We start from the raw sequence: 22,681 nt of genomic DNA, 5'->3' as shown, positions 1-22,681 counted from the left end.
ACCCATCCCCAGTCCTCAGTCCTCAGTCCCCAGTCCCCAAGAGTTATTTAATTTTGACTTTTGACTTGATTTGTCCCCAATCCCCAGTCCATGCCTACATCTACTTGGAATCGTCATCACGTCCTGTCTTTAGCCGACTTCACCCCTGCTGAATACGATATCGTTTTACAAACGGCTGCTAGTTTTCGGGAGGTATTATCACGGCGAACGAAGAAAGTACCGACTTTGCAGGGACAAGTGGTGGCGAATTTATTTTTTGAACCATCTACCCGCACTCGTAGCAGTTTTGAAATCGCTGCTAAACGCCTGAGTGCAGATACACTGAACTTTTCGGCTGCTACTTCTTCCATGACTAAAGGCGAGACAATTCTCGACACAGCGAAAACCTATCTAGCGATGGGAACTGATATTATGGTGATCCGCCATAAAGAGGCCGGAGTACCAAATGCGATCGCGGATGAAATGGATCGTTTAGGTGTGAAAGTTAGTGTCCTCAATGCTGGCGATGGACAACATGAGCATCCTTCCCAAGCATTGCTAGATTTATTTACAATTTGTAGTCTGATTGATCCAGCTAATCCCCGACTGGAACTATTAAAGGATAAAAAGATTGCGATCGTAGGAGATATTTTACATTCTCGTGTCGCCCGTTCCAATATTTGGAGTTTAATCGCCAGTGGTGCGGAAGTACATCTAGCTGCACCACCGACTCTATTACCTAAGTTCTTTGGTGAGTATATCTATGCAGAAGGAATAGAAGTACCTCCAGGTAAACTATTCATTCATTGGCAGTTAGAACCGGCTTTAGACAATGCTGATTTTGTCATGACATTGCGTTTGCAAAAAGAACGTATGACCGCCCATTTACTGCCGAGTTTACGAGAATATCATCAGTTATTTGGGATTACCCGCGCTAAGTTACAACTGTGTCAGCCTCATGTCAAAGTTTTGCATCCGGGGCCAGTAAATCGAGGTGTGGAAATCAGTTCTGATTTAATGGATGACCCGGAATTTAGTTTGATTCAGTCGCAGGTGACAAGCGGTGTTGCTGTGCGGATGGCGTTGTTGTATTTGTTGGGTAGCGGGAAGACCTAATCAATTCAAAATTAAAGAATTATTTACTCAGGACTCAGGACTTAGGACTCAGGACTCAGGACTCAGGACTTAGGACTCAGGACTCAGGACTCAGGACTCGTCCGCTTTGATTTTACCGATTTCTCCGACCCAACGACGGCGATCGCGATGTTCTAAAGTGAGAATATCTGATAAACTCCAGTGGAAATGAAAAGCAATACAGGCTACCTCCTCATCTAACATTTCTGAGGGGTAGCCAACTATTCCCCCGCTAAAGCTAACTCCACTTGAAACTGATTCTGACATTGGGGACACTGCACGGGAATGTAAGCATCACCTTGCTGATTAATGCGATTATAAAACTCTCGTAAATACGCCAAATCTTTAGAAAAAAGATTTTCCAATAAATCAGGAGTTATTTCTGTTAAATTACCCAATTTTGTGATGACTCTTGATAACATCACAATCACTCCATACCCAGAATTATCTTGAGCAGCGCGGTTTTTTTGCACTATAATTTCATCTTTAGCTATAGCCAGACGCATCACACCATGACGATGTAAATTACCCTCTGCATCTACTAAACCTCTGGGTAGAATAAACTCAAATTCTGTGTGAATAATATTGTCATTAGTCATAAATGTTAATTCATTAAATATTAATAGAAACTCTATACAATAGTATTCAAAAAAAAGTTTGAAAAGTTCTATTCCTCATTCTTAAGATTATTGCTCTTCTAATTCATTAATCTGGCGATAAAATTGCTGTAAATAACTTAAATCGCAGGCAAAAAAGGTTTCAACTACCGCAGGTGTAACTTCATCTAAAGCACCTAAACGAGTAATCACACGAGATAAAATAATCACCGTAGCATAAGCCGGATTTAATTTAACACGGGGGTCACGTAACGGTACAATTTCATCAATGGCTCTAGATAAACGCATTACTCCTTTGCGGTGTAAATTCCCATCCTCATCAAGATAACCTTTAGGTAAAGTAAATTCAAATTCAGTTTGTAACATTCAATATTAAACTCAAAAACATAAAATTAACTGACTTTAACTCGTTTCAATTCTTCAACTACTACTTCTATCTCCTCAATTTCATGTTCACTACCATCAGCTTTAACATCAGAAATTATATAACTACTAGGCCAGGCATTTTTAAACTCCAATCTAAACTTTTCTTCAGCCGCTTGGTTATAAATTACTAGAGAACCATCCCGCCTTTGTTCACTCCAATTCCCTTCTTGGATAGCAGCTAACCAATTCCATATAGTCATAGAAATAGTTAAACCACGGCGTAAAATTATGTTGGAATAAGTTATATTACCAGGAATTTTAGTGCGGACAATACGACCATTAGCATTTCCGGCTTTACCCCAAGTTTGAGGTGTAACTTCGGATATTTCTATGACTTCTTGTGTAGTTTTAAATCCTTGACATTCCATAAAGTAGCCATCGATAGGTTCTTGGCTACCAGCAAGTTTTAATTCTAAATAAAAACGGCTATTAGTCAGGATTTCTGGAAAATCCGCCATGATTAATTACCTCTCATTTGTTCGTAGTGAGGACTTTAGTCCTCTTACAAGAGAGGACTAAAGTCCTCTCTGCGAGACGCTCCGCGTAGCTTGCTTCCCCGGAGGGGTACACTACAAACTTTTTTTACTTTTTGCGTACAAAATAGGTGAAGCCTACCGTAACTGTTTCTGTGAGTAACTCACCAGCACCGGCGGAAAAATCACTTGTTGCGTAACTAGTAGGAAAGACATCTGTAAATTCGTACTGAACTTTTTCTTGTTCACCATCATAAATAGAGATTTTTCCCAATTTACGATTTTTACGTCCTTCAGATTTACCTCCTGAAAGAGCTTCGGCGTGACATTTGTTATACCAATCAAGCAATTGTTTAGATTCAGCAGTTGCGACACATTCGATAGTAATCTCAGAACATTCTACGCCACCAATGGTAGCTTGTGTTTGAGTTTTGCCATCTTTGGTAACACCGATAGGTGCGTCTCCACCTGCAACTACCATTTTCATTTGCATCCCACTAATTTTTTGAATTAAAATCTCAGTAAGTCCATCGGCTTCCCAGTAAAACTTGGCGTTAGAAATAAACTCTGCCATAAATTAAATCTCCCAAAATAGTTTCAGAATTGTTTGTATGAATCAGCTAGATTTCAGAGTCAAATCTATATCATTCTGTTAAGGTTTTCGCAAGTTAATGTATAAGTTTCTTCAATATAGTCATTACCATTTACGTCTAAATCACCGATTTTATATTCAGAAGGCCAAGCTTCTTTTAACTCCCAACGCATTACTTCTTTTCCATCAGTATCATAGGCAACGATAGAGCCTGTTTTTTTACCTTCTGCCCATTTACCTTCACCCTTTTCGGTTTTAGGCATACACTTTTTAAACCAATCATACATTTTCTTGCTAGTGCTATCACTATCACCACTCATGAGGGTTGTCACCTCGATTGTAAATAGTCCTTCAAAACCAGCAGAGTTAATTTGTCGAATAGAAAACCCACCTTTAGTAGACATTAAAGGTTTATCTTGACCTTTGACTTTAGCTTCAAATTTGACACCACCAATTTTGCTAAAAGCCATATCGGTCATGCCATCTATTTCAAAGTAAAAGTTACTGGCGGCAATTGGTTTTAGTTCGCTGGGCATATTTGCAACTCCTTAAATTAACAACAGGATTTGTTTTTGTATGGTTTTTACTAGCATTTGGTCGGTGGGGTGCATTAGCCTGGGGCATAACACACCCTACAACTGATCAATTATTCAAAATTCAGTAACATATTCAAACTTAGAAACCTTTTAAAATCTAGATTTCTTCAATTTTGAATTTTGAATTGATATTACTGATTAGGAGACCACTGACTAAAGCGGAAGATAACAAACTCCGCCGGACGTACAGGACATACACCAACTTCAATGTACAAACGACCCAACATCATAGTTTCGTGGGTGTTGATGCTAGCGTCACATTTGACGTAAAAAGCTTCCGCAGCCGTCGCACCAAATAAAGCACCTTCCCGCCAGAGTCTTTCTAAGAAGTTGCTAACGGTACGGCTGACACGCGCCCATAAATCTTGGTCGTTGGGTTCAAATACTACCCACTGAGTACCCAATTCTACGGACTTTTCAATGTAGCTCATCAAGCGGCGAACGCTAATATAACGCCACTGCACGTTATCTGGTTCTACCAAAGTACGCGCACCCCAAATCCGAATACCTCGGTTGGGGAAGGTGCGGATACAGTTAATACCCAAGGGGTTGAGTAATTCTTGTTCGCGCAGGTTAGTCTCGTAGGCTAAACCGATAACACCTCTGGGTGTGTCGTTGGCTGGTGCTTTATAAACGCCACGTGTTTCATCGGTGCGACACCAAACGCCCAACATATGACCAGCTGGGGGAACGAGAATTGGTCTACCGCCGTTGCGAGGGTTGGGGACTTTAATCCAAGGATAGTAGAGAGCGGCAAATTGCGATCGCCTGTTAAATGCGCTCAACCACTGAGCAATATGTTGCGGCTTCACTTGGGTCGGGGGTACAGGCTCACCACCACCTTTGCAGGGGGGTGGGTCTAACACTACCATCCGGTTGGGAGCTGTGTTTTCGCACAAGCTGACCATTGTTTCCATAATCCCATGCACCTGATCCAGATCCAAGATGCCATCTTGATAGACGCGCATCAAGTCAGGACAAGCAATCATGGTGACTTCGTCGATTTCAAAGATACCTTGCATCCCGGTGCGATCGTCTCTTACACCCTGTACGTCACGGGGGAAGCGATCTGGTGTGGAGACAACAGGGGGGGGACTGACTTCATAGAAACCGTTAGCTGGACGGCGAGATAAGGGCTGTCCTGGTGTTTCTAGGTCTATCGCACTGACAAATTCTGACCCTTCTAGAGCTGTAACCGCATAAACACCGGCCTCTGCTTGCACTTGGGGGTTCATCGAGAGGTTGTCATACTCTTCTAGAACTTCCCCATTGCGGCTGATGGTGACTTTAAAAAATTCACCGGTGTTCAGGGGTGCTTCGGCGGCTGGGTCCGCTGGCGGAAGTGGTTCACTTTCGGTAATGACTACATTTAATCTTCCCCCCTCTGCGTTAGCATCCTCACCTTCTGCGGCTTTGATCGCCAACTGCAAAGAAGGACGATTCCCTGTGGTACGAATTTTTAGGGCTGTTTCATCCGCCGATGGTGCTTGTGAACCCGGTAATTTCGTCCCAATGCTGGCTATCCAACAACGTCCGCCACCGTTTAAAAACCAACCATTAACTGCAAAAGGCAAATAAGCATCAAAATCTGTATAACCGTCAGAACCTTGTTTAGCGTAGTATTCTAGATACTCATTCCACGATGTCACCAACATCGGTTTAAATAATTCGGCATCACCGCGTATATCTTCGGTAAAGCCAATAAATCCAGCAATATTTGTACTCACGCCCTCAATGGGACGACTACCTCGATCTACTTCTTCGACGTAGACCCCAGGAGCAAAGTAATCTAATCTAGGCATAATTAGTCATTTTCCTGTAGTTGCTGAATAACGGTTCTTAGTCCTCTCTATCCATTTGCTCAGTAATGTTTGAGCAAAATTTCCTCATCACTATGAGTTAAAGGATCGCTTTGCAGATTCAAGGGAATTGTCAACGTCACATACAAAGCTGGACGTAATGGCACACCTAAAGCACTCCACAAAGCCGCAGCATCAATGGGATTAATGGCACAAACGGTCATCGACAGTTCACCGTGACCGCGTAACGCCGGAGCTAGCAACTCCTCTTGCAAACAATCGTGATGCAACAGTAGTATTAAGGCCTCTGACAGCAGGCGTTGTTCCCCTAAACTGGTAAAGTCCCAAGCACTCACTAAAAAAGACACATCAAACCACCGAGGCGGCGGTAGAGGTTTTATTCCCTGTCTGGTATGTTGCTCTATGTAAACGTTTTCCTGAATGTTGTAACAATACAAATTCAGTCTGGGGTTGAGATTTTGGCTTATACCAGGGTGGCTAAAATCAATTTGCTCTGTACTAAGCAGAGAAATTCCACCACCTAAAATTTCTGCTAGAGTCTGGGTAGCAGCTGGAATCATAGGACACAACAGCAGGGTTTCGGAGAATGCCCCCAAACGCCCCAAATCACTTTGATGAGTGTATTTGATGTCACCAAAATGAATGTGTGGTTGTTGGGATGTACTTACCAGAGTCCCTGATGCAGACCACAAAGTTGTGACTTTGCTATCTACACTAGGGGAACTTCAGTGCTTGCAGCACAAAATAAACCTTTAAATGAGGCTGGTTGGTTGATTTATAGTTTTGGGACTAAATGTTTATAGCTTAGAGATCCAGTCCGTTTGAAGTTATTAGACTTTGGTCGAGATTCTAAATAATTGTTGTAAATTTAAAAAATTCCATACCTGTGGAGTAAGCTAAAATCTGTCCGTAGTTATACAGTAAGACGCACTATTTCTACTACAGGCAGATAATATCTGCAATGTGGTTAAGTCTGCGATGTTTCTGGCGATTCAACCGGAGAGTAAACGATGAAGGTTGCAACTCAAAAATTCACTGCTCCGACACCTCTACCTTCGTCCATGCAAAATCTACCCAATAATTTATCGGTAGTCGATGTTAGCAAGATTTGCCAACTGATTGTGCAACAGTTAGCAACTTTACTGCCGACTAGGGCTGTATGGACGTTATATCAAAATTTAGATACAGGCAAACGGGAATTTGTGGCACATTCTGCTGCCATAAATAATAGTAGTTTGACATCTAGCCAATCTCAAATTATTACATATCTGCAACAAGAAAAATGGTTATTAAATGATTTATCTTTTCTTAAAGTAACTCAACTAAATTTAGTCAACGAGTATCAAGTCTATGTTTGCTGTGTAGGAGAGGAGAAGGCGATCGCCTCAGAGTACATCTTAATTTGTACAGATGAATTACTCACAACTCAACAGCAACAAGGGTTTCTAGGCAACGCTCAGATTTTGAGTCAATATTTAGCGATGTCTAAAGAGCGATCGCATCACCTTGACCAAATTAATACTTTATCTCAGGCGTGCGGCAAAATCGAACATCAACTGCGGAATCCTTTAGCATTAATTAATCTTTATGCTGAAAACCTCCGTTTAGCCTTGCCAGATCATGCTTTACAAGCACAAGCCTTAGTCATTCGCCAAACAGTCGATGAGTTGAGTGGTAAATTAACAGACTTACTATATTACGGGCAGAAAGCAAAGCTACATATTCAATTACACAATTTACAAACAATTATTGCTGAATGTATCAAATCTTTAGAACCTAGCTTAAAAGAAAAAAATATTAAAATATCCTATCCTGATAAAGCTCTCAAAGTGAAAGTTGATAGCTGGCAGATGAAACAGGTATTTGATAACTTATTGGGCAATGCCATTCATTTTAGCCCCCCAGGTGGAACAGTTACCTGTGATTGGCGGGTTTATAGAAATGAAGTATTAATCGAAATTTGCGATCGCGGTTCGGGAATTTCGGAAACAGACTTGAAGCAAATATTTAAACCCTATTATTCTCGGCGAGTCGGCGGTACAGGATTAGGATTAGCGATCGCCCAAAAGATTATTCTCGACCACAAAGGCAACTTATGGGCAGAAAATCTCCCCGAAGGCGGCGCACAATTCTCCTTTACTTTACCGAGATAAGGCATTGGGCAAGAAAAAGTCAGCCAAGCTTTTTTCTAGTCCCCAAAATTTCTTTAATTTTGAATTTTGAATTTTGAAGTTTGAAGTTTGAAGTTTGAAGTTTGAAGTTTGAAGTTTGAAGTTTGAATTTTGAATTGATTTGTCCCCAGGTCAGCTACCATGAACGCCAAAAAAGAACCTATTTCCATTCTGCTTGTCGATGATGAACCACATTTTCGGCAAGGAATACGTACCTTATTAAACTTTTATAACAACAGCAGTTATTTAGGCTTTAATGTAGTAGGTGAAGCGGCTTCTGTAGAACAAGCCGTGAAATTAACTACTGAACAACACCCGGCTTTAATTTTACTAGATTTAGAATTACCTCCAGAAGATGGTATTACTGCTTTAATCCGGTTAGCAGAAATATCTTATAACGGCAAAGTTCTCATATTATCAGCACACCAACAAGATGAATGGGTGTTTAAAGCCATGCAAGCCGGTGCTTGGGGTTATGTTTTTAAAGACAAATTAGCCACCCAATTATGCGAAGCCATTAATACGGTTGTTGAGAACAAAGTATATTTACCCCCAGAAGTAGCAACCGCCTTTTTTCGCTTGTTTCATTACTATACTGGACAATCTTTGGTTGCCAGTGCTGGCGTTCATCTAACTGAAAGAGAACGGGAGGTACTCAATTGGTTAGTTCAAGGAGCATCTAACGAACAAATTGCTTCTCATCTTTATATTACAGTTGCCACTGTCAAAGCTCACTTAACTGCCATATTTGACAAATTAAGTGTTACTAGTCGTACTCAAGCAATTGTTAAAGCTTTAAAGTTGGGTTTGGTTTGCCCCTAAAATAATTCGTAATTCGTAATTCGTAATTCGTAATTCGTAATTCGTAGTTCGTAGTTCGTAACACCTCTATGCAGTGATCGGTTACGTAATACTCGCCTTCGGCTATAAGCTAGCTACGTAATTGGTTCTGAGGCTTTTAGGTGATTAGATGAGGAGAAATTCAAAACTATAGACTATGGACTATAGACTAATGACTCATGACTATGGACTAATGACTAATGACTAATAACTAATCACCAATGAGTAATTATTTAGCCATTGCGACTGTGACGGCAACTCTGCAAAGAAGCTTGCAAGCCAGTATACAAATAGATGTAGATGGTGCTAGGGTGACAACTGTTAGACCCGATCGCCTGAATAGTGGTTCGCCGGAAGCTGGTGTAAATATTTACCTGTATGATATTTTGCTTAATCCGGCTTGGCGGAGTGCAGATTTAAGACAACGTCATTCAGAAGAAAAGTATACCAAGCGATCGCAAACTGGTTTGGATCTCTACTACTTACTAACTTGCTACGGTAACGATGTCGAGTTAGAACCGCAACGCCTGATGGGTAGCATTATTCGCACCTTTAATAGCAAATCTAATATTACCCAAGAGGTAATTCGGGAGACGGTAGCAGATTCAACCTTGACATTTTTGGCAGATTCTGATTTAGCTGAACAAGTAGAGACAATCTCTATCACTCCCGTTGATTTGAATGTTGAAGAAATATCAAAAATTTGGTCGGTATTTTTCCAGACACCATATTGTTTATCAATTGCGTATAAAACAAGTGTTGTCTTAATTGATGCGGGTGAGATACCCAAAAAACCCCTACCAGTACGCAATCTCCAGCGTCATGTTACACCATACCAACCAGCGATCGCTCAAATCAAAGTCCAAGAGGAACTATCTCAAGTCTGGCAAACACAGCTAGCTGCAACCCCCTTGATTCTGGCTACCAGCACCTTAATCATAAAAGGCAATAAATTAAGCGCAGATATTACTCAAGTCCGCATCGGTGATGTGACGGTAACACCTCAAACAGTTACAGACAAACAAATTACTCTAAATCTCTCCTCCATACCCATAGAATCCTTACGCGCCGGGATGCAGAGTGTACAAGTTATTCATCCCCAGCAACGAGTTAGCTCAAATTTAGTCCCAATATTGTTGCGTCCAACCATCGAAGAAATCACAGTATCTAATTTAGAAGGTAGGGGAAGTGATTTGCGATCGGCTGATATCACTGTACAAGTTAATTTCACAATTGGTAAAGCCCAGCAAGTAACTTTAATCCTCACGGAACTCTCACTCACACAATTTACAGGATACTCCTACGAGCAAACCAAAAATCGGCGTAATAGTTCCCACACACTCACCTTTGCAGTCAACGACTGTGCGCCAGGAACTTATCTAGCGCGTTTAGTAGTAGATGGTGCAGAAAGTCTCTTAACAGTCGATACAGATTCTAATAGTCCCTCTTTTGAGCAGTATATCGCCCCTGTTGTAGTCATTTCCTGAGCATTCAATATCTCTACTCAGCCTAAAATAAAAGTGTTCACTCAGCCATAGCATCATGAACAGCCAATCTTTGTACACTGTCACCGATGAAGAACTAATGCTGATGAGTTCGCAAAATCCAGAACTCAGTTTTGAACGTAATGCTGATGGAACTATAGAAACTATGCCACCAACTGGCGGAATTTCTGGCAATCGAGAAGCTAAAGCAGTAACGTATTTACTGGTTTGGGTAGAAAGTCAGGATTTAGGCGAAGTTTTTGGGCCGAGTACAGGTTTTAGATTAGCAAATACTGCGGTGCGATCGCCTGATGCTGCTTTCGTAGCTAAAGGACGCTTACCAGAAAGATGGGATCAGCAAGAAGACGGATTTATCAATCTAGCACCCGACTTTGTAATTGAAATTCGTTCAAAAAATGACAGCTTGACAAAACTCAAAACCAAAATGGCAGAATACATCACCAATGGTGTGCAATTGGGATGGTTAATTGACCGTCAAAATCAGCAAGCTTTAGTTTATCGTCGTGATGGTTCGATTACCCAGTATCCAGCTACAGCAATTTTAAGCGGTGAAGATATTGTACCTGGATTTACATTGCCTTTAGCAAAACTATTGTAAAGGAATTATTGCTGATGACACTATCAACTCAAATATCCTCTCACCTTTCCTTGGATGAGTTTCTCAAATTACCAGAAACTAAACCAGCTAGTGAATATATCAATGGACGCATTTATCAAAAACCAATGCCTCAAGGAAAACATAGCAGGATTCAAACTGAGTTATCATCTAAAATTAATCAACTTGGTACATCTCAAAAGATAGCTTTAGCATTAACCGAGTTACGCTGTACATTTGCTGGACGTTCCTTAGTTCCAGACATTGCCGTATTTGAGTGGTCACGCCTTCCAACTGATGAAGATGGAGAGATTGCCAATAGGTTTGAAAGTTACCCAGATTGGACTATTGAAATTTTATCACCAGACCAAGCTCCTAATCGGGTAATTAATAAAATTATTTTCTGTATTAATCATGGTACAAAATTAGGTTGGTTTATTGACCCAAATGATAAATCGGTGTTGGTATTTCAACCAAATCAGTTGCCAGTAGTGAAATATGATACTGATATTTTAACTGTTCTTGATATATTAGGAGAATGGCAAATAAAAGCAGCAGATATTTTTAGTTGGTTGAAAGTGAAATAATTAAACTGACTATACGGTTAATTCAGAGTTATTAGCAGTATCAGTAACGCTACTATCTGTCTTATCAACAACAGTAACGGTTAATTTTAATCTCAAGTCTATATTTTGCTTTGCGATCCGCAGTGAATCAAAGCATTCATCAAAAGGAATCTTGCTATCAGGCTTTATAGAACCCATTTGGGATCTATGAAGTAGCTAACCGTTTGAGCATAAGTCTGACAAAACAGAGATGAATTTTAGTCGTCGCATTCGCCAAAGTTCTTTCAAAATTTTTGACCAAGCTTTTACAGCGTTCCATCCAAGCATTACTTCTTTCAATGACCCATCTGGCTTTAACCGGCCTCACTTCTTGCACCTGGAAAACTGGATGTCAAAACCATGACTAAGTGCAAGGGGAGTTAGCCGTTAAATGTCAAGTAAAAGTAGATACACAACTATATGAGGAAAAATAGACTCAAGGGCAGTTTGTGCAGCCTGACCCCAATCAGGTGGTGATGTTGAGTGAGTATGTAGATAAGTCCAATGAGCGATGAGATAAGCGGACAGAGAAAGAATCAGCCAGCGATACATACCCAGTAAAGTTCCTTGCCCAAAGCGATGCAAACCAAAACGATGCTTTGCGGTTTTAAACCAACCCTCAATTTGCCATCGACGCTTACCCCACCATTTGAGAGTAGAAGCTTTAATTGGACGGATAGACAAAACAAAACGTTTTTCTAATTTGCCGTTATCGCGCTTTAAGTAATACCAAGAAACAGTAACAGGAAACTTTAAACCAAACAAATAAATTTGTTGCCCCTGTTGATGTAAACGTCTTAGAAGTCTGCCATCGGCTAATTTACGACTAATAGATACACCTGTAACAACATGATATTTTAGACGACGCACACCTTCAAGAAATTCTATACTCCCAAAGGCTGTATCAGCTAAAATAATTGTCTGGAAGTGTTGAGTTAAAGATTGAGGTAAACGTTTAACTAATTTCAGCCCAAGTTGTGCCGGTGAAGGTGTCCCCTTACCTCTCCAAACTCGAAAATTCCTTCGCGTAGCGTCTCCGTAAGGAGAAGGGATACGCCATCTACCTACAACTAAATAAACAACAACTATATGTAGACCACGCTTGCCATTATAAACTCTAATTAAGTCACCAAATGCTGAAAATTTACCGCGCTTTTCTAAAGTTGTTAAGTCAATAATGACTTGTAAAAAAGGTTTTCGCCCTGGAGTTGATGACGATAATATCTTTAAAACTGCTTCTAATGCGTGGTGACGAATTACCCTAATCATTTTCTTTGTTGACCAAGGGTTTATGTTTAAAAATCGGCTGATTGCGCTTGGAGATTTTGTCTGGCTGTGTTCGGGTAATGGGTGTCCTTGTGCCTCTAAAAATAAAGTCAGCATCGCTTCTAAATTATCTTTCTGATACTGCGTCGGCATCAATTCTTTGAGGGTGTAAACTAAATTTTGGGCGTGGGCAAGCATTTTTCTTGCTTTTTATCAAAATACATTTCACGCCCTTTCTCTCATGTTTTGAGACAAATATGCAATCATCTCTATGCTCAGGTCAAACAGCCTCTGCATTCAGCTATCTCGCATCCTCTGTATTAATTACATCGGTTAAGTTCTTTTTGAAACAAAACCTACTTATTCGAGTATATTCACCTGCTGTTACACTTAAACAATGGTTTCTCTGGCTTGTGCGTGTGACTACGGTTGGTGCAAGAAATGAGTTACCTTTGTTTCTTTCACCCTTCCCGCAGGTGCGCCTTCCTTGGAGACTCACGTTAATCCAGTATGTCTTTAGGGAGGATATACTGCACAAATAATCCCCACCGGAGGGCTAATATATGTTAAGAAAAATGCGACTAATACATAGATCCCGGCTGAACCCCCTAATGGTCGAAATAAAGTAAATAACTGTACCTTATGTAGATATATCTCCTTGTTCCACTTCGTCTTTGGCATATATGTAGTTTTCTGGATTTGTAACTAATTAACATTTATGTTGCAATTGTTTTGGTTGTGATTTAGTTCAAAACCTTTTTAGAAAAATTCTGGTTTTAGGGAAACAATCTCTTAACAGAGAGCTTTGAAGTGTATATGTTTTTAATAGCTCAGGGCAATAATCTTTAGCAATAACCAGCAAACGCTAGATATTAACAGCCTAATTATAATAGTCAGGCATATTAGAAATGAACAGTGATAAGTCTAATGAAATGTGCCTTAGCAGCGGTTGTCAGCAGGCAGAGTCAGCACTGCAACAGAAGGTTGAGTGGCTACGACTGTTGATGGCAATAGCAACACGCATCCGCCAGAGTTTGAGTCTGGATGAGGTTTTGAACATTACTGTAACTGAAGTACGGCAGTTTCTCCGAGCAGACCGAGTATTTATGTATCGCTTTGGCCCAGACTACAGTGGCGTTGTGGTGGTGGAATCTGTTGATGAAAATTGGAAATCCGTTCTGAATGCTAAAGTCCAAGACACTTACTTTATGGAAACCAAAGGTGAGGAGTACAGACAAGGACGCATTCAAGCTGTAGAAGATATTTATATAGCAGGTCTTACTGAATGCCACTGCAATTTGCTTGCTCAATTTCAGGTCAGGGCAAACTTGGCAGTCCCTATCTTGCAAGGAGAAAATTTGTGGGGATTATTAGTTGCCAACCAGTGTACGGCACCTCGACAGTGGCAGAGGTGGGAAATTGAATTGCTTGAGCAATTGGCAACACAAGTAGGCATTGCCATCCAACAATCTCAACTGCATGAGCAGGTACAATCCGAACTTGCTGAACGCAAGCAAGCGGAACAAAAAATTAAAGAACAAGCTGCTCTACTTGATATCACTACTGACGCAATTTTAGTCCGAGATTTAAAAAGCAAAATTTTATTCTGGAATCAAGGTGCCGAGCGTCTCTACGGTTGGCAAGCTGATGAGATTTTGGGACACAACGCCGAAGAGCTTTTGTACAAAGAAACTTCACCGCAACTAGAAGCGGCTCGTCAAGATGCCCTTAACTGTGGCTCATGGCAAGGTGAGTTAGATAAAGTAACAAAATTTGGTCAGTCCATTATTGTCGAAAGCCGCTGGACACTAATGTATGATGAAGCGTCCCAACCAAAATCTATCCTTAGTGTTGACACTGACATTACTGAGAAAAAACAACTTCAAGCCCAATTTCTCCGTACCCAGCGTTTAGAAAGTCTCGGCACGCTAGCTAGTGGCATTGCCCACGACATGAACAACATCTTAACACCAATTATGCTTTCGGCTCAAATGTTAACGCCTAAACTGACTCATTTCGATGCGCGGCATAAGCAAATGCTCTTAGTTATACAAGATAACTCTAAACGTGCGGCTGATTTGGTCAAGCAAATTATGACATTTTCACATGGTTCTCAAAAACAGGGCGTTTCTTTAGAAATAGAACCTTTACTGTTGGAAATTGAGCAAATCGTCCACAGCACATTTCCGAAATCTATCCAAATTAGGAAGAATCTACCCAAGCAAAACCTCTGGACTATCAAAGCAGATTATACTCAAATTCATCAAGTATTAATGAACCTATGCGTCAACGCTCGTGATGCCATGCCCAAAGGTGGCACGCTGGAGATTTCTGCAAACAACTTCTTCGCTGATGAAAACTTTGCCAGGATGAAGTTGGATGCTAGGGTAGGACTTTATCTGGTCATTACTATAAAAGATACAGGATTTGGTATTCCTCCACACATTTTAGAGCGCATTTTTGAACCCTTTTTTACAACTAAAGAATTGGGCAAAGGTACAGGCCTAGGTCTTTCTACTGTGATTGGCATTGTGAAAAAATACGGTGGGTTTATTAGCGTGGAGAGCGTTGTAAGCGAAGGCACTCAATTTCAGGTGTACTTGCCCGCTTTCAAGGAAAGCATAAACCAACAAGCAGAAACTTCTCCTTTACCCGACGGCAATGGAGAATTGATTTTAGTTGTAGATGATGAAGCTGCCATTCTGGAGATTACTAAAACTTCCTTAGAAGACTCCAACTATAGAATTTTGACTGCTAGTAATGGCATTGAGGCGATCTCATTATATGCCGAACACAAGAATCAAATCAGCATGGTATTAATGGATATAATGATGCCCGGTATGGATGGGTTAACCGCCATCAGTATCATGCAGCAGATGAATCCACAAGTCAAGATTGTTGCTATCAGCGGCATCTCAATGAGCAGCCAGGTTGCCGCATCTGCTAAGGTCGATGTCAATGTTTTTTTGCACAAACCTTACACTATCAGCCAATTATTATGTGTTATTAATAGCCTTTTGAACTCTGCGATTGAGATTTCATAATTTCACTATAGAACCCATTTGGGATCTATAGTCAATATGAATTGTCAACATTTCAATCAGCCCTTGGTCATCAGAAATATTCGCCTGGGTACAGTGAGTAAAAAAGGGAAAGCCGAGAATATCTACAGCTAGATGCCTTTTTATACCGTTTGTGGACTTATAAAAACAAAACCCCTTGGTTTCAATACTAGCGTTACAAGTATTTTTGACTGCTTGGGAATCGATCATGATCAAGGTAGTCCAAACAGGCTTTCTTCCTTCTTTTTCTCGGATACTTTGATGTAAAGTCTCCATGATATCCTCGATAAATCCATCACTTCGCCACTGCTTGTAATGCCAAAATACTGTGGAATAGGGGGGTAAATCCTTCGGTAAATCAGCCCAATTACAGCCATTTTTCAGCTGGTAAAAGATGCCGTCTAAAATTTGTCTTTTACTCCATGTAGGTGGACGAGTCAGCTTCTTTTTAGGTAATAATGGTTCAATAATTAACCACTCTTCATCTGTTAAACTGCTTAAATACATGAGTAATAAAAAATACTGTTATTTGAACAGTATACTAGATCCCAAATGGGTTCTATATACCTGAACTTCTCGCGGTTGTGCTTCCATAATTTAATTTTAAAGCTGCGGCGATCGTACTGTTTTTTACAAGCTCATACTTTACGTTGACAAGCGTTATCCATCATTTCTTTTGCCAGTGGATGATAACCATTGTTATTTAAAAATCCTAAAAGCGACTCTCTTACCTGATAACTAATAGCCTCACCTGTTGTCACTAGCCTAGCAAAGTGTTCACAATTCCATCCTAAAATACCATAATGCCATTCTTTAAAAAGTTCGTAAGCAATTAAGCATCTAGCTAAAATTTCCTCTCTATCTAATAATTTTATATGTTTGGCTTTCTGAGCATCTTTAGGAATAAGAAAAACAGCAAAACCATTACCACCAAAATTAAAAGCATAGGTATCAGAAATAGTTATGTGGTAATGCAGTAAAAAATCTGTGCCGCTTTCTCGATGATAAATAAGCAATCCTGCATTAGCACTGTCATAGTCAACATGAACATTAAATTGACTGATAATGTTATCTATTTTGGGAGAAACGACTATAGTATTGGCAATAGAGCTTAAATTGGTGTATTGAATATTCAGAAGTGATAACCATTCTTTGGTTGACTGAGGGCGACTCTCTGGTTTTATCTCCATGCCCTTTATAATTGCTTGATTCACTTTATCGCTAATACTTGGATTAATATTTTTCGGTTGAGTTAACACATTACCAATAGCTCTGAGCGGTGCTATTGTGGGGATTTCACCAGTTAATAAAGAATATAATGTTGCTGCCAAGGCATAAACATCTGTGTAAGCACCCCGTTTTGTTCTTTTGTCATATTGCTCAATTGGCGCAAAACCATCAGATAACATTTGTGTGTGAGTCTGCGTCAAATTCGGGCTAAACTCACGGGCAATACCAAAATCAATTAACACAGCTTCTGTTTTACCAGAACGCAGCATTATATTTTGTGGCTTGATATCCCGATGCAGTAGTCCATTATTATGAACCACTATCAACGCTTCACCAATCTGCTGAATGTAACGCAATGCTTCCGCTTCTGACAAAACGCCTTGATTTTCTACCCGACTCGCTAAATTTTCTCCATCGATGTATTCCATCACCATGCACCACAAGTCACCCTCTTGAATTACCTCATCAATTCCGACAATGTGGGGATGGTTACATTTCGCTAGTTTGATTGCCTCATTTAAAAAATCTTGCTGAAACTTGGCAAAGTCGGGACGGCGTTGCACTTGATCATTCAAAGTTTTGATCACAACCAAACGTCCATAATTATCTTTGGCTCGATAAGTTATACCAAAGCCACCTTTGCCTAATTCGTGTTCAATAGTATACTTACCACCTTGCAAATGCTGCCCTGAAGCCCAAGCCATTGTTCACCAGCTAATAAACTTGGTGTTAATTTTTGCACATTTGTTAAATAAATTTCCTGAGACAAGTTGATCATCTATGTTTATGTAAAGTAGAAACCTACTGAATTCCACAGGCTGCCTGATTTTATCAACCTCAGCCACATTTACAAAGACCTGTAGAATTGTGACAATTACGCTAGAATTATTAAAGCTTCTTTACAGAATTTGCTGATCATCCCCAATTCTGTTAAAACAGCCTAGACCAAAATGTAAATCTCAAAATTTCCTCTAGACTTCACTAAATAAAAGTTTCTATGACGCTCCCAATTCGCAACGTCGCCATTATCGCCCACGTAGATCACGGCAAAACCACCCTGGTTGATGCACTCCTCAAACAATCCGGCATTTTCCGCGAAGGCGAAGACGTTCCGGATTGCGTTATGGACTCCAACGCTTTAGAGCGAGAGCGGGGTATTACTATTCTGTCTAAAAATACAGCTGTTCGCTACAAAGAAACACTAATCAATATTGTTGATACTCCAGGACACGCTGACTTCGGTGGTGAAGTTGAGCGTGTACTCGGCATGGTTGATGGCTGTCTTCTAATTGTTGATGCCAATGAAGGCCCCATGCCCCAAACACGGTTTGTGTTGAAAAAAGCCTTGGAAAAAGGGCTGCGTCCCATCGTTGTTGTTAACAAAATTGACCGTGGCCAAGCTGACCCCCACGTTGCTGTCGATAAAGTTTTGGATCTGTTCTTAGAATTAGGTGCAGACGAAGACCAGTGTGATTTTACCTATCTGTTCGCTTCCGGTATGGGCGGTTATGCCAAGGAAAGCTTAGAAGCAGAATCGGTAGATATGCAACCCCTGTTTAATGCGATTCTGCAACACGTTCCACCCCCAGTAGGCGACATCAACAAGCCCCTACAATTGCAAGTCACAACCTTAGATTATTCTGAATATCTGGGACGAATTGTCATTGGCAGAATTCACAACGGTACAATCCGCGCTGGACAGCAAGCTGCTCTAGTTACAGAAGATGGCAGCATTGTCAAAGGCAAAATTACCAAGTTGATGGGATTTGAAGGGCTGAAGCGGGTAGAGATGGAAGAAGCTACCGCAGGTTATATTGTGGCGGTGGCTGGTTTTGCTGATGCTTACATTGGCGAAACAATTACTGACCCCAACGAACCCCAAGCCTTACCACTAATTAAAGTGGATGAGCCTACCTTACAAATGACCTTCTGGGTAAATGATTCACCCTTTGCTGGTCAAGAAGGTAAATTGGTGACATCCAGACAAGTACGCGATCGCCTATTCCGCGAACTAGAAACCAACGTCGCCCTCCGAGTAGAAGAAACCGACTCTCCTGATAAATTCCTAGTTTCCGGTCGTGGAGAACTGCACCTGGGTATCTTAATCGAAACCATGCGCCGGGAAGGTTTCGAGTTTCAAGTATCTCAACCACAAGTAATTTACCGAGAAATCAACGGTCAACCTTGCGAACCTTATGAACTCTTGGTATTAGACATTCCTGCTGATGCTGTTGGTAGCTGTATCGAACGCCTAGGACAACGCAAAGGCGAAATGCAAGATATGCAACCAGGAAGTGGCGATCGCACTCAGCTAGAGTTTGTCATTCCCGCCCGTGGTTTGATTGGTTTCCGTGGTGAATTCATGCGGATGACTCGCGGTGAAGGTATCATGAACCACAGTTTCTTAGATTACCGTCAACTTAGTGGTGATATTGAAGCTCGTAACAAAGGTGTGTTAATCTCCTTTGAAGAAGGCGTTTCTACCTTCTACGCCATGAAAAACGCCGAAGATAGAGGAGCATTCTTTATTACTCCCGGTACTAAAGTTTACAGAGGCATGATTGTTGGTGAACACAATCGTCCTCAAGACTTAGAACTAAATATCTGCAAAACCAAGCAGTTAACCAATCACCGCGCTGCTGGTGGTGATGAATTAGTGCAGTTGCAAGCACCAATAGACATGAGTCTAGAGCGTGCATTGGAGTACATCGGCCCCGATGAGTTGGTAGAAGTTACACCCCAATCGATTCGTCTAAGGAAGATGTCGAAGAAGTTGGCGAAACGGTAAGTAAAGTAATTAATTAATTTAAAAGCCCACATTTGTGGGCTTTTTGTTTTTTACCTGACTCAGTGAGGGTTCAATATCCAATAACTAATGACTAACCGACTTATTGGCTTAACTGGGGGTATTGCTACAGGCAAAACTACTGTCGCTAATTATTTGGCGAATGTATATAGTTTACCGATTTTGGATGCAGATATTTATGCTAGGGATGCAGTATCTCTAGGTTCACCTATTTTAGATGCGATCGCACAGCGTTATGGTAAAAAAATTTTACTCCCCGATGGTAGCCTCAACCGTTCCCAGTTAGGGGAAATTATTTTTTCTCATCCCGCAGAACGCCAGTGGCTAGATAGTATCATTCACCCTTATGTGCGCGATCGCTTCCTCAAAGCAGTTGCTGAATCTTCTACATCAACAATAGTATTAGTCATCCCTTTATTATTTGAAGCTCAGATGACTAATTTGGTGACAGAAATCTGGGTGGTAATTTGTTCAGAATCACAGCAATTACAAAGATTAATTGAACGCAATCAATTAACTCCAGAACAGGCAAAAGCCCGCATCAATAGTCAATTATCTCTAGCTGAAAAAGCTGCCCGTGCTGATGTTGTATTAGATAATTCCAGCACCTTAGCAAAGTTACTCAAACAAGTAGATACGGCGGTGATTCGTAATGGGCTGCGCCCCGCTACGCTCTAAGCGCAGCTATGCCGCAGGCTTTACGTAATTCGTAGAGAAATTTTGGATTTACTCAGAACTCAGCACCGGCTAAACGCCGCGCTACCGCTAACAGCACTCAGAACTCAGAACTCAGAACTCAGAACTCAGCACTCAGCACTCAGCACTCACTACTCAGCACTCTCTACACTTTCTCTTGTGGTTGAGGAACAATGCCACTTTTAGATAAACCTGCATCAATTTGATTCAGCAGTTTAAAGTCTTCCTCTGGTAAAGGATAATTGCTACTACTAAATAATCCTGCACTTACAGCAGGCTGTTTTTCCAAAAATGAAAAGGCTTGGCGAAACTGCTGCGGTTCGGCTTTGATTGGGGCATCAAAATGACAGGGAATAATCCACTGAAAGTCCCAACTGGCGACTTTATCAGCCCAGTTAATAGTCTCTCTGGGTGCGCGGTTAAGAATCAATGTCTGTAATATGGGTGCGACAAATAAACGTCCATTTCCTTGGAGAGCATCAAAAGAACGCTGCCAATCATACCGCCATGTAAAGGGAAATAATCCAAAATAAGCTTTATATGACTTTTCTGGGGATTTAAAGGCATCTTTTAATACCCCCATCCAAGGGGGTACTTCTAACGCACTAGGTCGGAAATATAAGGCAAATAGAGTGATACGCTGCCATCCCTTGCGGCGATTGGCTTGATTATCGGCAACGACATCTGTAGATTGATCTTTGGCGTGAAATAGTAAGGCGTATGGATCTAACTGGATAATCGCTGGGGGATTTGCGGGTACAGAAATGACTGAATCTGTGACTAGTAAAGTATGCGATCGCTTATGTAAAAATGCTACTTCTGCAAATTTACCAGGGCCAAGATCAATTGTATCTAATATCGCATAGTCGAACTGGTCAGTAAATGGAGCTTGGCTACTGTCTGTTGGTAATATATGAGTGCGTTTATGAGGTAAACCCAGCCAACTGAGGGGCAAATTAAGGGGAAAACTCCACTGATTCGGAGCAACAAATACCTGTGCAGTAGGAAAGCATCTGGCAAAAGGGCCAACGAAAACTTTATGTTCTAAACCGGAAATAGTCGGCAGAATGATATATTTTACATCTCCGTGTTCTGCCACTAGTTCACTTACCAGCCGAATACATTCGGGAGTTGGGGCGACGGGTGCATATACCAAAAGTCCCCCTTCATCTAGCTTGACAACAGTCATCCGAATGGGAACAATAACGTAGAAAATCCCCTGTATCTGGTCAAAAGTCCAGATTGTGTCTTTAATAATTTCTTGCCGGAGTGTTCGCCGCGTACTGTATGGATAGAGTGGCAAAGTAAACCAAAAAGGCCAGGTAAAGTCTTTCGGATTCATTTGTTCTACGATATTTGCAAGTTCATCATCACCCACTCAGCAACTCCCCCCCATTCCCAAAACTCCAACTATTTTTATTGGAACTCCGAATATTTGAGTGTAGCAAATATTTGATGTCGTGGGAATTTTTATACTCCTGACTAACTTTGATTTCTATGTTTCTTCTGCCGAGAGTAAGGAAACGTGCGATTCGTTGTGTGACGAATCACGGTAGCCAATCCGTAAATAATCACACCAACCAACGCTAGCAATAAAGTTGGTTGAACTCTCGATCTGATGCAGGTGAAAACTCTGCCCAATATACTCAGTTATGACTCGGTTTCTGGGGGGTGACGCTGGGAACAGGGCATCATCGTTTGTACCATTGTGCTTCAAATGCTTGACAGAAATCATCTACGTGGCAAAACAAAACATCTAAACTAAACATAGGACAGGTTGCTGGATTTAACGCTATTTTCAGCTTACTACCTGTCCTTTTCCTTATCCCGAACTCAGGTTAGGTAATTACAAATGGCAGAAGCTAAAAATGTACTTAATACAGACTTAGAGGTTTGCTGTACCTCTCCCATGACTGGGTTTTACCGTGATGGATTTTGTTCTACAGGTGCTTATGATACAGGGATGCACGTTGTTTGCGCTCAAGTCACACCAGCGTTTTTAGAGTTTACCAAATTACGAGGTAACGATCTCAGCACACCTGTTCCTGAGTATAATTTTCCCGGCTTAAAGCCTGGCGATCGCTGGTGTTTATGTGCATCACGTTGGCAAGAAGCGTTAGAAGCTGGTGTTGCTCCTCCTGTGGTACTTGTAGCCACCCATGCTAGGGCTTTGGAAGTGTGTAATTTTGAGGATTTAAAGAAACACGGCTTAACTTCACTCTAGTAAAATATTATTGGTGGCGTGCCTGCAATAATAGAAAGCGCGTG

Annotated in this window: 23 protein-coding genes and 1 pseudogene; 10 read left to right on the top strand and 14 right to left on the bottom strand. The window is 41.1% G+C overall.

Features of this window, described 5'->3' with window-relative positions:
- Positions 1-90: 90 nt before the first annotated feature.
- Positions 91-1,095 carry an aspartate carbamoyltransferase catalytic subunit gene (locus ACM0OR_RS06830; RefSeq protein ID WP_414575576.1) on the top strand — a complete coding sequence of 335 codons (1,005 nt, stop codon included), beginning with the start codon at positions 91-93 and terminating at the stop codon, positions 1,093-1,095.
- 90 nt (positions 1,096-1,185) lie between these two features.
- Here ACM0OR_RS06830 and ACM0OR_RS06825 read toward each other — a convergent pair whose 3' ends face one another.
- The 8 genes from ACM0OR_RS06825 to ACM0OR_RS06790 form a co-directional block, all read right to left on the bottom strand.
- Entirely contained in the window at positions 1,186-1,317 is a 132-nt protein-coding gene (locus ACM0OR_RS06825; protein WP_414575575.1) for a DUF6760 family protein, read from the bottom strand.
- A 17-nt stretch (positions 1,318-1,334) separates the two neighbouring features.
- Positions 1,335-1,712, bottom strand: a complete 378-nt coding sequence (locus ACM0OR_RS06820) for a phage tail assembly protein (RefSeq protein WP_414575573.1) — start codon at positions 1,710-1,712, stop codon at positions 1,335-1,337.
- A gap of 87 nt (positions 1,713-1,799) precedes the next feature.
- Positions 1,800-2,096 carry a hypothetical protein gene (locus tag ACM0OR_RS06815; protein ID WP_414575572.1) on the bottom strand — a complete coding sequence of 99 codons (297 nt, stop codon included), beginning with the start codon at positions 2,094-2,096 and terminating at the stop codon, positions 1,800-1,802.
- 26 nt (positions 2,097-2,122) lie between these two features.
- A complete protein-coding gene (locus ACM0OR_RS06810) occupies positions 2,123-2,614 on the bottom strand; it encodes a phage tail protein (protein WP_414575571.1) in 492 nt (163 codons plus the stop codon).
- A 124-nt stretch (positions 2,615-2,738) separates the two neighbouring features.
- Positions 2,739-3,203, bottom strand: coding sequence for a phage tail protein (locus tag ACM0OR_RS06805; protein WP_414575570.1), 465 nt, complete (start codon positions 3,201-3,203; stop codon positions 2,739-2,741).
- A 65-nt stretch (positions 3,204-3,268) separates the two neighbouring features.
- A complete protein-coding gene (locus tag ACM0OR_RS06800) occupies positions 3,269-3,757 on the bottom strand; it encodes a phage tail protein (protein WP_414575568.1) in 489 nt (162 codons plus the stop codon).
- A gap of 191 nt (positions 3,758-3,948) precedes the next feature.
- Positions 3,949-5,619, bottom strand: a complete 1,671-nt coding sequence (locus ACM0OR_RS06795; protein ID WP_190699499.1) for a phage tail sheath C-terminal domain-containing protein — start codon at positions 5,617-5,619, stop codon at positions 3,949-3,951.
- A 59-nt stretch (positions 5,620-5,678) separates the two neighbouring features.
- Positions 5,679-6,329, bottom strand: a complete 651-nt coding sequence (locus ACM0OR_RS06790) for a Pvc16 family protein (protein ID WP_414575567.1) — start codon at positions 6,327-6,329, stop codon at positions 5,679-5,681.
- Positions 6,330-6,647: 318 nt separating this feature from the next.
- On the opposite strand from ACM0OR_RS06790, the gene ACM0OR_RS06785 reads away from it, so the two are divergent.
- From ACM0OR_RS06785 to ACM0OR_RS06765, 5 genes are all read left to right on the top strand, one after another.
- A complete protein-coding gene (locus ACM0OR_RS06785) occupies positions 6,648-7,790 on the top strand; it encodes a sensor histidine kinase (protein ID WP_414575566.1) in 1,143 nt (380 codons plus the stop codon).
- 159 nt (positions 7,791-7,949) lie between these two features.
- Positions 7,950-8,630: a response regulator gene (locus ACM0OR_RS06780; RefSeq protein ID WP_414575565.1), complete on the top strand. Its 681-nt coding sequence runs from the start codon at positions 7,950-7,952 to the stop codon at positions 8,628-8,630.
- Between the two features lie 239 nt (positions 8,631-8,869).
- Positions 8,870-10,135 carry a DUF4255 domain-containing protein gene (locus ACM0OR_RS06775; protein ID WP_414575564.1) on the top strand — a complete coding sequence of 422 codons (1,266 nt, stop codon included), beginning with the start codon at positions 8,870-8,872 and terminating at the stop codon, positions 10,133-10,135.
- 55 nt (positions 10,136-10,190) lie between these two features.
- Positions 10,191-10,751, top strand: a complete 561-nt coding sequence (locus ACM0OR_RS06770) for a Uma2 family endonuclease (protein ID WP_414575563.1) — start codon at positions 10,191-10,193, stop codon at positions 10,749-10,751.
- Positions 10,752-10,765: 14 nt separating this feature from the next.
- Positions 10,766-11,335: a Uma2 family endonuclease gene (locus ACM0OR_RS06765; protein ID WP_414575562.1), complete on the top strand. Its 570-nt coding sequence runs from the start codon at positions 10,766-10,768 to the stop codon at positions 11,333-11,335.
- Between the two features lie 9 nt (positions 11,336-11,344).
- On the opposite strand, the gene ACM0OR_RS06760 is transcribed toward ACM0OR_RS06765, so the two are convergent.
- Both ACM0OR_RS06760 and ACM0OR_RS06755 read right to left on the bottom strand, forming a co-directional pair.
- Positions 11,345-11,512: a hypothetical protein gene (locus ACM0OR_RS06760; RefSeq protein WP_414575561.1), complete on the bottom strand. Its 168-nt coding sequence runs from the start codon at positions 11,510-11,512 to the stop codon at positions 11,345-11,347.
- A gap of 231 nt (positions 11,513-11,743) precedes the next feature.
- A pseudogene (locus ACM0OR_RS06755) lies at positions 11,744-12,817 on the bottom strand (transposase); the annotation flags it as partial.
- A gap of 734 nt (positions 12,818-13,551) precedes the next feature.
- On the opposite strand from ACM0OR_RS06755, the gene ACM0OR_RS06750 reads away from it, so the two are divergent.
- Positions 13,552-15,663, top strand: a complete 2,112-nt coding sequence (locus ACM0OR_RS06750; RefSeq protein WP_323267033.1) for a GAF domain-containing protein — start codon at positions 13,552-13,554, stop codon at positions 15,661-15,663.
- Here the strand turns inward: ACM0OR_RS06750 and ACM0OR_RS06745 are convergent.
- Both ACM0OR_RS06745 and ACM0OR_RS06740 read right to left on the bottom strand, forming a co-directional pair.
- Complete coding sequence (locus ACM0OR_RS06745; RefSeq protein WP_414575560.1) at positions 15,658-16,188, bottom strand: IS5 family transposase; 531 nt, start codon at positions 16,186-16,188, stop codon at positions 15,658-15,660. The two genes, ACM0OR_RS06750 and ACM0OR_RS06745, sit on opposite strands and share 6 nt — an antisense overlap.
- Before the next feature lie 131 nt (positions 16,189-16,319).
- Positions 16,320-17,615 carry a serine/threonine protein kinase gene (locus ACM0OR_RS06740; RefSeq protein ID WP_414575559.1) on the bottom strand — a complete coding sequence of 432 codons (1,296 nt, stop codon included), beginning with the start codon at positions 17,613-17,615 and terminating at the stop codon, positions 16,320-16,322.
- A 293-nt stretch (positions 17,616-17,908) separates the two neighbouring features.
- On the opposite strand from ACM0OR_RS06740, the gene typA reads away from it, so the two are divergent.
- Entirely contained in the window at positions 17,909-19,699 is a 1,791-nt protein-coding gene (typA, locus tag ACM0OR_RS06735; protein ID WP_414575558.1) for a translational GTPase TypA, read from the top strand.
- Positions 19,700-19,786: 87 nt separating this feature from the next.
- Positions 19,787-20,395, top strand: coding sequence for a dephospho-CoA kinase (coaE, locus tag ACM0OR_RS06730; protein ID WP_414575557.1), 609 nt, complete (start codon positions 19,787-19,789; stop codon positions 20,393-20,395).
- A gap of 163 nt (positions 20,396-20,558) precedes the next feature.
- On the opposite strand, the gene ACM0OR_RS06725 is transcribed toward coaE, so the two are convergent.
- Entirely contained in the window at positions 20,559-21,755 is a 1,197-nt protein-coding gene (locus tag ACM0OR_RS06725) for a DUF4336 domain-containing protein (RefSeq protein WP_414575556.1), read from the bottom strand.
- A 153-nt stretch (positions 21,756-21,908) separates the two neighbouring features.
- Complete coding sequence (locus tag ACM0OR_RS06720; RefSeq protein WP_414575555.1) at positions 21,909-22,148, bottom strand: hypothetical protein; 240 nt, start codon at positions 22,146-22,148, stop codon at positions 21,909-21,911.
- A 117-nt stretch (positions 22,149-22,265) separates the two neighbouring features.
- On the opposite strand from ACM0OR_RS06720, the gene ACM0OR_RS06715 reads away from it, so the two are divergent.
- On the top strand, positions 22,266-22,637 hold the full coding sequence (locus tag ACM0OR_RS06715; RefSeq protein WP_414575554.1) for a DUF2237 family protein: 372 nt from the start codon (positions 22,266-22,268) through the stop codon (positions 22,635-22,637).
- Positions 22,638-22,681 lie beyond the last annotated feature (44 nt).

Source organism: Anabaena sp. CCY 9402-a, assembly GCF_963920945.1.
Classification (GTDB): domain Bacteria; phylum Cyanobacteriota; class Cyanobacteriia; order Cyanobacteriales; family Nostocaceae; genus Trichormus; species Trichormus minutissimus.
This window is presented reverse-complemented; position numbering and strand designations above follow the sequence as displayed.